The sequence below is a fragment of the Pseudomonas sp. Emmai genome, from assembly GCF_055179735.1.
The window spans coordinates 5,000,551-5,014,962 of record NZ_CM143685.1; the positions used below are offsets into that span (position 1 = coordinate 5,000,551).

At 60.4% G+C, this 14,412-nt stretch carries 16 protein-coding genes; 9 read left to right on the forward strand and 7 right to left on the reverse strand.

The window, feature by feature from the left end:
* Window positions 1-35 precede the first annotated feature (35 nt).
* Window positions 36-683 carry a YceH family protein gene (locus ACY4LX_RS23090; RefSeq protein ID WP_133838825.1) on the forward strand — a complete coding sequence of 216 codons (648 nt, stop codon included), beginning with the start codon at window positions 36-38 and terminating at the stop codon, window positions 681-683.
* Window positions 684-748: 65 nt separating this feature from the next.
* Here the strand turns inward: ACY4LX_RS23090 and ACY4LX_RS23095 are convergent, their stop codons facing one another.
* Together ACY4LX_RS23095 and ACY4LX_RS23100 are read right to left on the reverse strand one after the other, a co-directional pair.
* Window positions 749-1,267 carry a cupin domain-containing protein gene (locus ACY4LX_RS23095; RefSeq protein WP_463257946.1) on the reverse strand — a complete coding sequence of 173 codons (519 nt, stop codon included), beginning with the start codon at window positions 1,265-1,267 and terminating at the stop codon, window positions 749-751.
* A gap of 226 nt (window positions 1,268-1,493) precedes the next feature.
* On the reverse strand, window positions 1,494-2,312 hold the full coding sequence (locus ACY4LX_RS23100) for a shikimate 5-dehydrogenase (protein WP_463257947.1): 819 nt from the start codon (window positions 2,310-2,312) through the stop codon (window positions 1,494-1,496).
* Between the two features lie 245 nt (window positions 2,313-2,557).
* Here ACY4LX_RS23100 and ACY4LX_RS23105 point away from each other — a divergent pair, with 245 nt between their 5' ends.
* From ACY4LX_RS23105 to ACY4LX_RS23115, 3 genes are all read left to right on the forward strand, one after another.
* Complete coding sequence (locus ACY4LX_RS23105; protein WP_149662255.1) at window positions 2,558-2,917, forward strand: hypothetical protein; 360 nt, start codon at window positions 2,558-2,560, stop codon at window positions 2,915-2,917.
* Between the two features lie 235 nt (window positions 2,918-3,152).
* On the forward strand, window positions 3,153-3,347 hold the full coding sequence (locus tag ACY4LX_RS23110) for a hypothetical protein (RefSeq protein WP_123409983.1): 195 nt from the start codon (window positions 3,153-3,155) through the stop codon (window positions 3,345-3,347).
* Window positions 3,348-3,451: 104 nt separating this feature from the next.
* Complete coding sequence (locus ACY4LX_RS23115; protein ID WP_149662254.1) at window positions 3,452-3,634, forward strand: hypothetical protein; 183 nt, start codon at window positions 3,452-3,454, stop codon at window positions 3,632-3,634.
* Here the strand turns inward: ACY4LX_RS23115 and ACY4LX_RS23120 are convergent.
* Entirely contained in the window at window positions 3,631-4,692 is a 1,062-nt protein-coding gene (locus tag ACY4LX_RS23120; protein WP_463257948.1) for an AI-2E family transporter, read from the reverse strand. The two genes, ACY4LX_RS23115 and ACY4LX_RS23120, sit on opposite strands and share 4 nt — an antisense overlap.
* Window positions 4,693-4,853: 161 nt before the next feature.
* Between ACY4LX_RS23120 and trhP the strand changes: the two genes are divergently transcribed.
* Window positions 4,854-6,173: a prephenate-dependent tRNA uridine(34) hydroxylase TrhP gene (trhP, locus tag ACY4LX_RS23125; protein WP_463257949.1), complete on the forward strand. Its 1,320-nt coding sequence runs from the start codon at window positions 4,854-4,856 to the stop codon at window positions 6,171-6,173.
* A 35-nt stretch (window positions 6,174-6,208) separates the two neighbouring features.
* Here trhP and ACY4LX_RS23130 read toward each other — a convergent pair whose 3' ends face one another.
* Window positions 6,209-7,072: a LysR substrate-binding domain-containing protein gene (locus ACY4LX_RS23130; protein WP_149661863.1), complete on the reverse strand. Its 864-nt coding sequence runs from the start codon at window positions 7,070-7,072 to the stop codon at window positions 6,209-6,211.
* 96 nt (window positions 7,073-7,168) lie between these two features.
* Between ACY4LX_RS23130 and ACY4LX_RS23135 the strand changes: the two genes are divergently transcribed.
* Window positions 7,169-8,068 carry a DMT family transporter gene (locus ACY4LX_RS23135; RefSeq protein WP_463257950.1) on the forward strand — a complete coding sequence of 300 codons (900 nt, stop codon included), beginning with the start codon at window positions 7,169-7,171 and terminating at the stop codon, window positions 8,066-8,068.
* 29 nt (window positions 8,069-8,097) lie between these two features.
* Here ACY4LX_RS23135 and ACY4LX_RS23140 read toward each other — a convergent pair whose 3' ends face one another.
* Both ACY4LX_RS23140 and ACY4LX_RS23145 read right to left on the reverse strand, forming a co-directional pair.
* Window positions 8,098-8,319, reverse strand: a complete 222-nt coding sequence (locus tag ACY4LX_RS23140; RefSeq protein WP_149661861.1) for a hypothetical protein — start codon at window positions 8,317-8,319, stop codon at window positions 8,098-8,100.
* A 92-nt stretch (window positions 8,320-8,411) separates the two neighbouring features.
* A complete protein-coding gene (locus ACY4LX_RS23145) occupies window positions 8,412-9,125 on the reverse strand; it encodes a FadR/GntR family transcriptional regulator (protein WP_149661860.1) in 714 nt (237 codons plus the stop codon).
* 292 nt (window positions 9,126-9,417) lie between these two features.
* Between ACY4LX_RS23145 and ACY4LX_RS23150 the strand changes: the two genes are divergently transcribed.
* Window positions 9,418-10,740 carry an MFS transporter gene (locus tag ACY4LX_RS23150; protein ID WP_372242373.1) on the forward strand — a complete coding sequence of 441 codons (1,323 nt, stop codon included), beginning with the start codon at window positions 9,418-9,420 and terminating at the stop codon, window positions 10,738-10,740.
* Window positions 10,741-10,765: 25 nt separating this feature from the next.
* Complete coding sequence (gudD, locus tag ACY4LX_RS23155) at window positions 10,766-12,109, forward strand: glucarate dehydratase (RefSeq protein WP_463257951.1); 1,344 nt, start codon at window positions 10,766-10,768, stop codon at window positions 12,107-12,109.
* Window positions 12,110-12,209: 100 nt separating this feature from the next.
* Here gudD and ACY4LX_RS23160 read toward each other — a convergent pair whose 3' ends face one another.
* Window positions 12,210-13,085 (reverse strand): LysR family transcriptional regulator, encoded by an 876-nt coding sequence (locus ACY4LX_RS23160; RefSeq protein ID WP_463257952.1) that lies wholly within the window; start codon window positions 13,083-13,085, stop codon window positions 12,210-12,212.
* A 135-nt stretch (window positions 13,086-13,220) separates the two neighbouring features.
* Between ACY4LX_RS23160 and ampC the strand changes: the two genes are divergently transcribed.
* On the forward strand, window positions 13,221-14,390 hold the full coding sequence (gene ampC / locus ACY4LX_RS23165; RefSeq protein WP_463257953.1) for a class C beta-lactamase: 1,170 nt from the start codon (window positions 13,221-13,223) through the stop codon (window positions 14,388-14,390).
* Window positions 14,391-14,412: the final 22 nt, after the last annotated feature.

The following is a 14,412-nucleotide window of genomic DNA, read 5'->3' on the forward strand; positions in this document are numbered from 1 at the left end:
GACTGCATGCTTCGACAGCAAAGGGAAAAGCGCGAATGAGTACTGAGCAAGAGACCACGTTCGACGAGCCGCGCCTCAACAGCACGGAAATCCGCATTTTGGGCGCCTTGATCGAGAAGCAGGCCACCAGCCCGGAAACCTATCCGCTGACCCTCAATGCGTTGGTGATCGCCTGCAACCAGAAAACCAGCCGCGAACCGGTGATGAACCTGACCCAGGGTCAGGTCGGCCAGAGCCTGCGCGCCCTCGAAGGTCGCGGGTTCACCCGGCTGGTGATGGGCAGCCGTGCCGACCGCTGGGAACACAAAGTGGACAAGGCGCTGGAGCTGGTGCCGGCCCAGGTGATCCTGACCGGGCTGTTGTTTCTGCGCGGCCCGCAAACCGTCAATGAACTGCTGACCCGCAGCGGCCGCATGCATGAGTTCGAAGATGCCGAGCAAGTGGTGCATCAGTTGGAGCGTTTGATCGCGCGCGGTCTGGCACTGTTGATTCCGCGCCAGGCCGGGCAGCGTGAAGACCGTTACATGCATGCACTGGGCGATCCCGCGGACATCGAAGTGATTCTGGCGGCACGGCAGAACCCGACGGAGCGTGGCGCTGGTGGCGGCGTGTCGGTGGAGCGGATTGAAGAGCTGGAGGCGCGGATTGCCGCGCTGGAAGAGCGCCTGGCACGCCTCGAATAACCCTGACACCCACCTTGTGGCGAGGCGGTCCGACAAGCCCCCTTGCCAGGCTCACTCGACGCCGACTATTCGCCGTCCCAATAATCTATGCCGTCGGCCTGCCTGGCCACGGCGACGAAACCTGACGTGTTGCCTTCAGCATCAACCTTGAAATCATCCATCACCACGTACTTGCCGGAATCCGGGTACTCACAAATCTCCGGCGATTGCTGGGTACTGACCGCCAGATAACGCAACTCGGCGTTGCTGCTATTGATGATCTGATGCGCCGCTTCGGGACCACCTGGCGGGCAGGCAATCACGTCGCCGGCGCGGATCGGGAAACGCTCGGCGCCGAGGCGCACCTCGCCTTCCCCGGCCACGACATAAAACATCTCCTCGTTGACTCGATGGCTATGGAACGGACTGCCACGCATGCCCGGCTCCAGCGCGTACAAGCGATAACCGAGCTTCTGCGCGCCCAGTTGCTGGCCGATGCGGGCCATGCGTTGTTGATAACGATCGGCGGTGTCGCCCACCGGGGCCGCCGCTTCAGGCAGCGGCAACAGCTCGGCCTGATCCAGATTGAGAATGGCGGGATGCATGGAGACCTCGATCACGGTTTTTTAGTGTTGGAGGCAAGTCTTGGCTTGCTGGCGAGCAGTATAGGCTGGGGTGTGGTTTTGTCTGCGGGACCGTGGCGCGGCCGTTCGCGGGCAAGCCTCGCTCCTACAGGATTGGGGTGTGCCATGGTTTGGGCTACAACGCATAACCTGTAGGAGCGAGGCTGCCCGCGAAGAGGCCGGTACAGCCGCCAAAAATCCTGAGCGATCAGCTCCGGGCAAACGCCACTGCCGCCTGGAACTGCTCATCCGTCGGCCGCACACCGGTATAAAGCACAAACTGCTCCAACGCCTGGATCGCAATCACTTCCAACCCGGTGATCACCCGCTTGCCTTCGGCGCGACCGCGCACGATCAGCGGTGTTTCCGAGGGAATCGCCACCACATCGAACACAGTCTCTGCAGACTTAATCACCTCGGCCTCGAATGCGAGTTGATCGGCCTCCGGTCCGCCGGTCATGCCGATGGGTGTGACGTTGATCAGCATCTGCGGGCGCCGGGCACCCAGCTCTGCTTGCCACTCATAACCCAGGCCGTCGGCCAGGGCACGGCCGGCGCGCTCGTTTCGGGCCACGATCAGGCCGTTGGCGTAACCGCCATCGCGCAAGGCACTGGCCACTGCTTTCGCCATGCCACCGCTGCCGCGCAGGGCAAAGGTCGAGTCCTTGGGCACCTGGTGGGTTCCCAGCAATTGGGCTATGGCGATGTAATCAGTGTTGTAGGCCTTGAGATGGCCGTCCGTATTAACAATGGTGTTGATCGACTGAATGGCGGCCGCAGAGCCGTCCAGTTCATCGACCAGCGCAATACAGGCTTCCTTGAATGGCATTGATACGCCGCAACCGCGAATGCCCAAGGCGCGAATGCCACCGACCGCGCCGTTCAGGTCCTTGCTGCTGAAGGCCTTGTAGTAAAAATTCAATCCCAACTGTTCGTACAGATGATTGTGAAATCGCAGGCCAAAGTTCCCGGGGCGCCCTGAGAGCGACATACACAGCTGGGTATCTTTGTTGGGGCTCATCTGCATGAAACTTCTCCTTCCAATGCACTTTCAGATAGACGGGATTAGCCATTCCATCCTGTTCTGTTCGATCATAAGGCCTGTCTGCACGGGGCTTTGCAGGACCGTAAGGAAGCCGGTACAGACCTTACACAAAATTTACCTAACGGCTGTGCAGTTTTTCAAAAAAGCGCTGTCTTAGAAGTATCCCCGCGACAATCCTTGGGTCTATTGCAGATTCAAGCGCCGGGTCGAAGAACCGAGGAATTATCATGATCCGTAAAATCCCCACAGTAGCCTTGTTGATCGGTGTACTGGCTGTCGCAGGGCAGGCAGAAGCCCATGGCGGTGGCGGTTGGCAAGGTCCAGCGGTGTTTGGTGCGATCGTTGGCTCGGCCATCGTCGGCTCGGCCCTCATCAACGCCAATCGGCCGGTCTATGTAGAGCAGGCGCCGGTTTACGTTCAGCCTCAACCGGTTTACGTACAACAACCGCCACCACCGGTTTACTACCAGCCGGCCCCGGTGTACGTGCAGCAACCGGTCTACTACCGCCCGGCGCCGGTTTATTACGGCCCACCACGCGGCTATTACGGCCGGCCCCATGGTTACTATGGTGGCCCACGTTACTAACTGATTGATCAGGCCCCGCCTTAACAGCGGGGCCTTTTTTATGCCCGCCAGTCGGACGAAGTCTGGATAAATCGCGTCAAGGTCGCTGTCGGGACAGTGTTGGCGGGTAAAACAGGCAACATTGACTGGACCGCCTTCCCTTGCTCTGGGGAAAACGGTCATATTTATGTCATGACAGGTCCGCACAGTTGGAGCTGTCCGTAAACAACAGGTTGATAAAAACAAGGACGACCTCATGCCCACGCAAAACCCGCACCGCAATGTCGGCTTGTGCACTTCCAGCAAGGTGTACAACGCTTTGACCGAACTCAAGCACCTGGAAGGCCATCGCAGCGCCAAATTTCTTTCGCTGCTGGCCGAAAACCTGGTGCGCAAGGGCCTGCTCAACGAGCAGGAAGTCGTGCATATGCTCGACCTGGTCGTGGATTGACCGCCACACTCGCTGTCATCAATGACCACTATCGAGAACGTTGATTGTCCGTCGAACCGCGCGATCCGTAAGGTAGCCCCCATAGATTGATGGAGGTACTTATGATGTCCCAGGTTCAGATCATGTCAGTAATCGGTAGCGCCGTTCCCGCACCGCTTAGAGAGCTAGGACTGCTCGCCTGTTGGTATGTGGTGCGCGACGGCGAACCGATCAGCGGTCCGCTCACCTCGCTGCCCGCCGCCCAGGCCCTGTCGCAACGCATCGGCACCATCCGACTCACAGCCTAAGGCAATTGCACCCGCGGCTTGGTTTCGATGAAGATCGCCCAGCTCGACATAAAGAGCGCGGCGATCAGCGGCCCGATGACAAATCCGTTCAGCCCGAACACGGCCATGCCGCCCAGGGTCGAGATCAGGATCATGTAATCCGGCATCTTGGTGTCCTTGCCCACCAGGAGCGGCCGTAGCACGTTGTCCACCAGGCCAATCACGAAGACCCCGAACAGCCCCAGCACCACGCCCTGCCAGATCGCCCCGCTGAGCAGGAAGTACAACGCCACCGGCGCCCAGACAATCCCCGCCCCCACCGCCGGCAACAGCGACAGAAACGCCATCAATACCGCCCAGAGCAACGCACTGGGAATGTCCAGGAACCAGAAAATCAAACCACCCAACGCGCCCTGTGTGATCGCCACCAGCAGGTTACCTTTGACGGTGGCCCGCACTACACGATTGAACTTGAGCTGCAAGCGGCGTTTCTGATGTTCCTGCAACGGCACGGCGGTGCGGACTTTACGCGCCAGGTCGGCGCCGTCTCGCAGAAAGAAGAACAACAGGTACAACATGATGAAAAAGCTGACGATAAACTCGAACGTGCCCTGGCCAAACGTGACCACCTGCGCGGCCACGAACTGACTGCCCTGCATCGCGCCCTTGACGACTTTGTCCTGCAAGCCCTTCAACTCGCCGACACCGAACCGGTCTAGCAAATGCTGGAAGTAAGGCGGCAAGCCATGCTTGAACTGCGACACATAGCTGGCGATGTCCAACTCGCCGCTTTCGATGCGGCTATATAGCGACGCGCCTTCCTGCACCAGCAATAGGCTGATGATGATCACCGGCAGAATCGCGATCACCAGACAGATACTCAGCGTGCACAGCGACGTCAGGTTGCGCTGCCAGCCGAACTTCATTTGCAGGCGCCGTTGCAAAGGCGCGAACACGATGCCGAGGATGACAGCCCAGAACACCGCGCCGTAAAACGGCAGCAGGATCCCGATAAAGGCCAGGGTGACCACCAGCAGCAAGACGAGCAGCGATCTGTTTTGTAGCGTGGTTTCTTTCATGTCCGATCCATGTCAGTGCAAAGGACGCAAGTGCGCGTCTGATGCTTAGTCCGCCACGGTTCGCGCGAGTGCCATCCGTTTGTTCAACAAGCATAGATCCAGATCAATAAACCCCCGGGCCAAGCCGCTTACCCTGCCGGGCTTTTGTGGCCGACCCTCCCATGACCCTCATCGCCCCTGAACTCCTCGCCCCCGCCGGCACCCTGAAAAACATGCGTTATGCCTTCGCCTACGGCGCCGATGCGGTGTACGCCGGACAGCCGCGTTACAGCCTGCGGGTGCGCAACAACGAATTCGACCACGCCAACCTGGCCCTTGGCATCCGCGAGGCCCAGGCGCAAGGCAAGCGTTTCTACGTGGTGGTGAACATCGCGCCGCACAACGCCAAGCTCAAGACGTTTTTAAAAGACCTCGAACCGATCATCGCCATGGCCCCGGACGCGCTGATCATGTCCGACCCCGGCTTGATCATGCTGGTGCGCCGGCACTACCCCCAGATGCCAATTCACCTGTCGGTGCAGGCCAACACCGTGAACTGGGCGAGTGTCGAGTTCTGGCAGCAACAGGGCTTGAGCCGGATCATCCTGTCGCGGGAATTGTCCCTGGAAGAAATCGCCGAAATCCGCCAGCAAGTACCGGCGATGGAGCTGGAAGTGTTCGTCCACGGCGCACTGTGCATGGCTTATTCCGGACGTTGCCTGCTGTCGGGCTACATGAACAAACGCGACGCCAACCAGGGCAGTTGCACCAATGCCTGCCGTTGGAAGTATTCGGCGCAAGAGGCCACGGAAAACCAGCTCGGCGAGATCGTCCAGCAGTTCCAGCCGACCCTCGGCATCGGCGCGCCGACTGATCAAGTGTTCCTGTTGCAGGAAGCCAATCGCCCGGACGAACTGATGCCGGCCTTCGAAGACGAACACGGCACCTACATCATGAACGCCAAGGACCTGCGGGCCGTGCAGCACGTCGAGCGTCTGACGCAAATGGGCGTGCATTCACTGAAGATCGAAGGCCGGACCAAATCCCATTTCTACTGCGCGCGCACCACCCAAGTGTATCGCCGGGCCATCGACGATGCGGCGGCCGGTCGGCCCTTTGACAGGAGCCTGATGAGCGACCTGGAATCCCTGGCCCAGCGCGGTTACACCGAGGGTTTCCTGCGTCGGCATGTGCATGATGAATACCAGAATTATCAGAACGGCAGCTCGGTGTCTGAACGCCAGCAGTTTGTCGGGGAATTGACTGGCGAGCGGCGCGATCGACTGGCGGAAGTGAAGGTGAAGAACCGCTTTGGCCTGGGCGATCACATGGAACTGATGACGCCCAAGGGCAATTTCCAGTTTGATCTGCATCAGTTGCAGAACGTTCGGGGCGAGCCGATTGAAGTGGCGCCGGGGGACGGACACACGGTGTATGTGCCGATCCCGGATGCGGTGGATTTGCGCTTTGGGTTGTTGATGCGCGATATCAGCAGAAACTGAGAAAACACAAAGCTTTGCTCCTACCGCGGCAGGCGTCAGGCGAACTCTTCGCGCAACATCCCCACAAACGCCTCCCGCGCCGGGTGAACCCCGGCGTTTTCGTGCCAGTAGAATAAATTCTCCACGGCCGTCAGCTCCGGGAACTCATACCCGGCGCAGCCCGCGCCTTTGGCGAATTGATCGAACACGCCTTTGGGCACCAGCGCCACGCCGGCCCCGGCACTGACGCAACCGACAATCGCGCCGTAACTGGCCAGGCTGACAATCGGCAACGCCTGCCCCTGGCGCAGCAACCAATGCTCCAGCGCCGCGCGATAGGGACAGCCCTGGGGCCACATGAACACGGTTTTGTCCTGCAAATCGGTGATGTCGCGCACCGGCCCCAGGGACGTCGAGGCAATCAGCAGCAGCTCTTCGCGGTACATCGGCGTGCGCTTGAGTTGTGAGCGCTCGACATCCACCGCGACGATCGCGCCGTCGAGGCGGTGATTGGCAGTGTCGTCGAGCAGTTGACTCCAGGTGCCGGTGGTCAGCTCCAGGGCCACGCCGGGATAGCGTTTGTGGAACTTGGCCAACAAGCGCGGTAAGCGCCCGGTGGCCGAGGATTCGATGGCGCCGATGCGCAGCGGCCCGGACGGCTCGGCGCACGGGTCCAGTGCGCGCTTGGCTTCAGCGGTCAGCGCGAGGATCTTCGAGGCATAGGCCAGGAACGTTTGCCCCGACGGACTGATCCGCAGGCCCCGGCCCTCGCGCAGGAACAGCGCCACCCCCAACTCGGCTTCCAGCGCCTTGATCCGCGCCGTGATGTTCGACGGCACGCAGTGCAACAGCTGCGCCGCCCGGGCAATGCTGCCGACGTCGGCGACGGTCTTGAACATGCGAATCTGAGCCAATTCCATACATCACCCAAAGTGAATAGTTGGCGCAGTATAAGTCAGTTGTGGCGAATGATCCGGATTCTGATACTGAGTGCATCCACCCACAGGTGCACGACCATGCCGCGACTCTCACCCGCTCTGAAAATCATCCTGGCCATGGCGTTTGTCGTCGCGTGCTGGGGTTATTCACCGACCGGCATCCACATTGGCTTGCAGGCTTACGACCCGGGTCATCTGGCGCTGCTGCGGTTTCTGGTGGCGTCGGTGTTCATGGCGATCATCGCGCTATGGCGCGGCATCAGCCTCCCGAAACTCCGTGACCTGCCCTTCCTGATCGCCCTCGGTTTCTTTGCCGTGAGCCTGCACCATGTGTTGCTGAATTTCGGTCAGCAAAGCGTCAGCGCCGGGGCCTCCAGCGTGTTGGCGCAATCGACGCCGATATTCAGCACCTTGCTGGCGCGGTTTGTGTTCAAGGATCGAGTCAGCGCCTGGCGCTGGCGCTGCGTATTACTGGGGCTGATCGGCGTGGTCATCGTGGTGGCCGGCGATAAAGGGCTGGGCAGCATTGACGCCCACGGCTTGCTGATTTTGCTGGCGGCGGTGTCGTGGAGTGTTTACTTCGCCCTGCAAAAACATCACACCGGGCGCTATGACGGTTTGACCCTGACCTGCTGCTCGGTGTGGTCCGGGACCGTGCTGTTGCTGGTGTATTTGCCGGGGTTGGCGGAGCAGGTGGCGAAGGCGCCGCTGGATGTGCAAATCGCCGTGATGGGACTGGGCATTTTCCCGAGCGCCTTGGCGTACCTGGCTTGGGCCTTTGTGCTGGCCCATGTGGATTTGAGCCGTGCGGCGATGACGCTGTATCTGGTGCCGCCGACGGCGATGGCAATTGCGTCGGTGGCGTTGGGAGAACGGCCGGCGTTGATGGTGATTGTCGGGGCGGTCGTGGTGTTGATCAGCGTGCTGGCGTTGAATCTTGAGCGCAGGCCTGCGGGGGTTCGTGTGGCAGGGGTTTAAAGAAACCCGGCGCCATGGCCGGGTTCTGTTTACCGCAGGTCATCGGACAGCGGTGTCTCTTCATCCGCTGCCGGTACGTCTTCATCGGCGGCCGGGTCTTTCCAGTCTTCGGGACGATCCTCGTCACTCAAGGCCGGGTCCCGTGAAGGGTCCATCCCTGCCGGTGCATCCGAATCCAGCGTGGGTTCGTCCGTGCCGGGCATGGGTCTGGTATTGGGTGTTGTGTCCTGGAACATCGAATCGTTAGCCATGATGCACCTCACTGATGTGGCCCGGTTGATCCGAGCCATATCAGTTGGAAGCGGAGGCAGGAACGGCGTGCTATCGACTAGACCAACGGTTGTCAGCCCTGGGCCAGAAAGCGGTCGCGACTATTGGTCAGGTGCAGCCACATGGCGGCGCGCGCCGCGTCCGGGTCCTGGCGCTTGATAGCGTTGAGGATCGCCTCGTGTTCCTGATTGGCCAATTGCCCGAGCTTGCTCAAATCCGTGGCGCCGCGTTCGGCGGCATTCACCCGGGTACGGGGAATCATCGCACTGCCCAGGTGCTGCATGATCTCGGTGAAGCAGACATTGCCGGTGGCTTCGGCGATCAGCAGGTGGAAGCGTTTGTCGGCTTCAACGCAGCTGTCGTTGTTGGCCAGCAGACGCTGATAGTCATCCAGCGCCTCGCGCATCTGCGCCAGTTGAGGCTCGGTGCGACGGGTCGCGGCCAATGCGGCAGCCTGGGTTTCCAGCCCCATGCGCAACTCCAGAATGCTGCGCACGCCCAGCGCGGTGTCGACGTTCAGCCGCAGCCCCTGCTCAGCCGCGCGTTCGATGACAAAGGTGCCGATGCCGTGCCGGGTTTCCACCAGCCCCGAGGCCTGCAACTTGGAGATCGCCTCGCGCACCACGGTGCGACTGACGCCATGCTCCTGAACAATCGTGTTCTCTGACGGCAGCTTGTCCCCCGGCAGCATCTGGCCGAGCAGGATGCTCTGGGTCAGCTTGGCCACCAGGTCATGGGCGAGGTTGTGGCTGCGCTTGCGGGCAGGTGCGTCGAGGTCTTCTTGCATGGCGATCATCCGAAAAGCAGGGCTATCGGGATCGTAGCACCGGGCACCGCAGAAAACAGCGCTTAACTTGTATGACAACACTCAACAAAATCGCTGTAACGGCCTGGAAAACCACCCAAACCAGTCAACGAAAGAATAACTAGTCGCCCAATAAGCGCCATTTTGTTGGACAACAACCCTTGCGCGACGAAAAAATGCAGTTGTATGATGTCTATCAACATCGCAACACCAGCCGCACCCCGCATAAAAATAATCAGTGGGAGAAACGCAAGTGAACAAAGCCCTGTCCCGGATGAACGACGGCACCGATTCGGTCCTCGCATCCGCTATCTCGAAAGTCAAACGTCACGTTCTGCCGTTGTTCGTGATCATGTTCATCGTCAATTACATCGACCGCGTGAACATCGGTTTCGTCCGCGCCCACATGGAACAGGACCTGGGCATCGGCGCTGCCGCCTACGGCCTCGGGGCCGGCCTGTTCTTCATCGGTTACGCGCTGTTTGAAGTCCCCTCCAACATGCTGCTGCAAAAAGTCGGCGCGCGTATCTGGCTGACTCGGATCATGTTCACCTGGGGCCTGGTCGCCGCCGGCATGGCCTTCATCCAGAACGAAACCCACTTCTACATCCTGCGCTTTCTGCTGGGCGTGGCCGAAGCCGGGTTCTTCCCGGGGGTGATCTACTACTTCACCCGCTGGTTGCCCGGGGTTGAGCGCGGCAAAGCGATTGCGATCTTCCTCAGCGGCTCGGCGGTTGCGTCGCTGATCTCGGGGCCGCTGTCCGGCATGCTCTTGCAGATCGAAGGTTTCGGTTTGCATGGCTGGCAATGGATGTACTTCATTGAGGGCATGTTCTCGGTGGGCCTGTGCGTATTCGTCTGGTTCTGGCTCGACTCCAAACCCCACGACGCCAAATGGCTGAGCCGCGACGAACAGGACGCATTGGTCAAAGCCATCGACGACGAACAACTGGCTCGCGAAGCCGCGACGCCGATCAAACCGTCGTTGGGCAAACTGCTCAAGGATCGCCAGATCATCCTGTTCTGCCTGATCTACTTCTTCATTCAACTGACCATTTACGCCGCGACCTTCTGGCTGCCGAGCATCATCAAGAAGATGGGCGACCTCAGCGACATTCAGGTCGGGCTGTTCAATTCGATCCCGTGGTTGCTGTCGATTGTCGGCATGTACGCCTTCGCCGCGTTGTCCGCCAAGTGGAAACATCAGCAAGCCTGGGTCGCTGCGGCGCTATTGATCGCCGCTGCCGGGATGTTCATGTCCACCACTGGCGGGCCGATCTTCGCCTTCGTCGCGATCTGCTTCGCGGCCCTGGGTTTCAAGTCGGCGTCGTCACTGTTCTGGCCGATTCCCCAGGCGTACCTGGACGCGCGGATCGCTGCGGGGGTGATCGCGTTGATCAACTCGGTGGGCAACCTCGGCGGTTTCGTCGCGCCAACCACGTTTGGTCTTCTGGAAGAACACACCGGTTCGATCCAGGGCGGACTCTATGGCCTTGCCGCGACTTCGATCATCGCCGCGATCATCGTTTTCGCCGCGCGCAATACGCCCAAACCAGCCCCCGCCGTCGTCGGCCAAGCCACTTCCAGCCACGCCTGAATATCCGTAGTCAAGGACAATAAAAATGAACCCTCAAGACACTGCAAAAGCACCGATCATCACCAGCATGCAGGTTATTCCGGTGGCCGGGCACGACGGCATGTTGCTCAACCTGAGTGGTGCCCACGGGCCGTTTTTCACTCGCAACATTGTGATCCTCACCGACAACGTCGGGCACACCGGTGTCGGTGAAGTGCCCGGCGGCGAGCGTATTCGCCAGACTCTGGAAGACGCGCGTTCGCTGGTGGTCGGCAGCCCGATTGGCACCTACCAGAAGATCCTCAATCAAGTGCGCCAGACCTTTGCCGACCGCGATGCCGGTGGCCGTGGCCTGCAGACGTTCGACCTGCGCATCACCATTCACGCGGTCACTGGCCTGGAAGCCGCCCTCCTCGATTTACTCGGCCAGCATCTGGACGTGCCGGTCGCCGCGCTGCTCGGCGAAGGCCAGCAACGCGACGAAGTGAAGATGCTCGGTTATCTTTTTTATGTCGGTGACCGCAACCAGACCGACCTCGCCTATCGCAGCGAAACGGACGCCGATAACGATTGGTTTCGCGTGCGTCACGAAAAAGCCATGACGGCCGACGCCGTGGTACGCCTGGCCGAGGCCGCCCATGCGCGTTACGGCTTCAAGGACTTCAAGCTCAAGGGCGGCGTGCTCAGTGGCGACGCAGAAATCGAAGCGGTGACGGCCCTGGCCGAACGCTTCCCGGATGCGCGAATTACCCTCGATCCGAATGGCGCCTGGTCACTGAAAGAAGCGATCCGCCTGTGCCGCGATCAGCATCAGGTGCTGGCCTACGCCGAAGACCCGTGTGGCGCGGAAAACGGTTACTCCGGACGTGAGGTCATGGCCGAATTCCGCCGCGCCACCGGCCTGAAAACCGCGACCAACATGATCGCCACCGACTGGCGGGAAATGGGTCACGCGATCCAGTTGCAGTCAGTGGACATTCCCCTGGCCGACCCGCACTTCTGGACCATGCAGGGTTCGGTGCGCGTGGCGCAGATGTGCCACGAATGGGGCCTGACCTGGGGTTCGCATTCCAACAACCATTTCGACATTTCGTTGGCCATGTTCACCCACGTTGCGGCGGCCGCGCCGGGTGAAATCACCGCCATCGACACTCACTGGATCTGGCAGGACGGCCAGCGTTTGACCAAGGCACCGCTGCAGATTGTCGGCGGCTGCGTGCAGGTGCCGAAGAAGCCGGGGCTCGGTGTGGAACTGGATCTGGATCAACTGGCCAAGGCCCATGAGTTGTACAAAAGCATGGGCCTGGGCGCGCGGGATGACAGCGTGGCGATGCAGTTTCTGATCCCGGGCTGGAAATTCGATAACAAGCGGCCGTGCCTGGTGCGCTGACACCCACCGGACTCTGTAGGCGCAAAGCTTGCTCGCGATAGCGGTCTGCCCGGCACATGGATGTTGGATGTGCCGCCGTCATCGCGAGCACGCTTTGTTCCTACAGGTGTGTTGCTTGAATTAGCCACGTCTTGAACGCCGCCATGGCTGACGTTTCCGGTCGCGACTGCAACCGCGTCAACCAATAACTCCCCGTGGTGATGTGAATGGCGAACGGTTGCTCAATCGCACCCGCCGCCAGTTGCCGCGCAAACATCAGCGGCGGCGCCAACGCCACGCCCGCCCCTTGCAGCGCCGCTTCCATCATCGCCAGCGACGAGTCGAACATGATGCTCTGGGGCGGTGCGGCGTGGGTCGAGAGGCCCGATGCGTGGAACCAGTCCGGCCACTCGTCCGTTCGATAGGAGCGCAACAACGTTTGCTGCAACAGATCGGCCGGCTCGCGCAGTTGCCGGGCAATCTCGGGCACACACAACACCGACAGCGGCGCCTCGATCAACCGTACCGCTTCAATCCCATGCCACGCCCCCGCACCGAAACGGATCGCGTAATCCAGCCCTTCAGCCGCCACGTCCACCCGGTTGTTATTGGTCGACAGGCGCAAATCTATGAACGGATGTTTCGACTGAAAGTCCGCCAGGCGCGACAACAACCAACCCACTGCAAACGTCCCCACCGCGCCCACGGTCAATACTTCCCGGTGATGCCCGCCTTCCAGTCGTTCCAGGGTTTCGGCAATCCGGTCGAAGGATTCGCGCAGCACCGGCAACAGGGTTTCGCCCTCACTCGTCAGCATCAGGCCACGGGGCAGGCGTTTGAACAGGGTTACGTTAAGCTGAGCCTCAAGGCTCTTGACCTGATGACTCACCGCCGCTTGCGTGACGCACAACTCCACCGCCGCCCGGGTGAAGCTCAAATGCCGCGCCGAGGCTTCGAAGGCGCGCAATGCATTCAACGGTAATTGAGGCCGGATCATGCCTACTCCCAAATTTTTCTAATGGCTCGTGCGAAATATCATCGGTTGTCGATCAGCGGCAGACTGCCTAGATTTGCCTCGCCGCTGATCGGCAGTCTACCGGCCGGCCGCCTCAATTCGCAGGGAATAGAATCAATGACGAACCTAATCAACACCACCAAACTGACTGTGTTCGGGGCTTGCGTCGCCTTGCTCAGCGCTGGCCCGTGCCTGGCGCAGGGTCAGACCGATCAGCAGGTTCAAAGCGTTGTCGATGCCGCGATTAAACCGGTGATGCAAGCCCAGGGCGTTCCCGGCATGGCCGTGGCCGTCACCGTCAACGGCCAGCCACATTACTTTAACTACGGCGTCGCCGACAAAGAAAACGCCAAGGCAGTCACGGAAAACACTCTGTTCGAAATCGGCTCGGTGAGCAAAACCTTCACCGCCACCCTCGGCGGCTACGCCCAGGCGACCGGTAAATTGTCCCTGTCGGACAAGGCCAGCAAGGTCCTGCCGGAATTGGACGGCAGTGCGTTCGACAACGTCAGCGTGTTGCAACTGGGCACCTACACCGCCGGTGGTTTGCCATTGCAGTTTCCGGATGCCGCGGATCATGCGGACAAGATGCTCGGCTATTTCAAGCAGTGGAAACCGGTGTATGCGGCGGGTACTCATCGCCAGTATTCGAACCCCAGCATCGGCTTGTTCGGCTATTTAGCCGCTCATCAACTGGGCCTGCCGTTTGATGAGGCGATGGAAAAAATCTTGCTGCCCAAACTCGGGCTGTCCCACACCTTCTTGCAGGTGCCGCCGGATCAGATGAGCGTTTACGCCCAAGGCTACGACAAGAACGGCAAGCCTGCGCGCGTCGGGCCAGGGGCGCTGGATTCCGAGGCCTATGGCGTGAAAACCAGTGCGGTGGACATGATTCGCTTTGTTCAGGCGAACCTGAAACCGGCGTCACTGGAAAAACCGTTGCAGCAAGCCATCGCCACGACTCACGCCGGCTACTACACCGTCGGCGACATGACCCAGGGCCTGGGCTGGGAGCGCTACACCTACCCGATCACCCTCGACAAATTGCTGGCAGGCAACTCGACGCCCATGGCGATGGAGGCGCATAAAGTGCAATGGCTGAACCCGCCGCAACCCGAGCCGAACAGCGTGCTGCTCAACAAAACCGGTTCGACCGGTGGCTTCGGCACCTACGTGGCGTTTGTGCCGGCCAAAGACATCGGCATCGTGATCCTGGCCAACAAGAATTTCCCGATTCCGGAGCGGGTCAAAGCGGCGCACCAGATTTTGAGCGCGTTGACCGAGTAGTCCCGCTTGTCATTGGCATAAA